The organism is Xanthobacter autotrophicus, from assembly GCF_030015065.1.
GTDB classification, from domain to species: Bacteria; Pseudomonadota; Alphaproteobacteria; order Rhizobiales; family Xanthobacteraceae; genus Xanthobacter; species Xanthobacter autotrophicus_D.
Genome location: NZ_JAIVFN010000391.1, coordinates 1 through 459, shown reverse-complemented (window position 1 = coordinate 459; position 459 = coordinate 1). Strand labels below are relative to the sequence as shown.

Here is a 459-nt window from a genome sequence, read left to right as displayed (position 1 = left end):
AGGTGGCCGACCGCGCGGGGGTGTCGATGATCACGGTGTCGCGCGTGCTGAAGACGCCCGCGCAGGTGAGCGAAGCCACGCGGGCCCGCGTGCAGGAAGCCGTCGCCGCGCTGGGCTACGTGCCCAATCTGGTCGCAGGCGGCCTGCGCTCCTCGCGCAGCCACCTCGTCATGGCGCTGGTGCCCACCACGCGCGGCCAGCTGTTCGGGGAGATGATCCAATCACTCACCGATGCGCTGCACGGGCGTGGCTTCCAGGTCATGTTCGGAGAGGTGGGCTACGCCGCCTCGCGCGAGGACGAGCTGCTGCGCGCCATCGTCGGGCGGCGACCGGACGGCATCGTGCTCACCGGCGTGGTGCATTCGCCCGAGGGGCGCAGGCTGCTGCTGGCGTCCGGCATCCCGGTGGTGGAGACCTGGGACACCACGCCCACGCCGATCGACATGCTGGTGGGACTGT

General features: G+C 71.2%; 1 protein-coding gene. It reads left to right on the top strand.

Annotated features, from left to right (window positions below; genetic code table 11):
• Positions 1 to 26: 26 nt before the first annotated feature.
• Positions 27 to 459 (top strand): LacI family DNA-binding transcriptional regulator (locus K9U40_RS23685; RefSeq protein WP_282892505.1); only part of this gene is annotated, 433 nt, incomplete at its 3' end.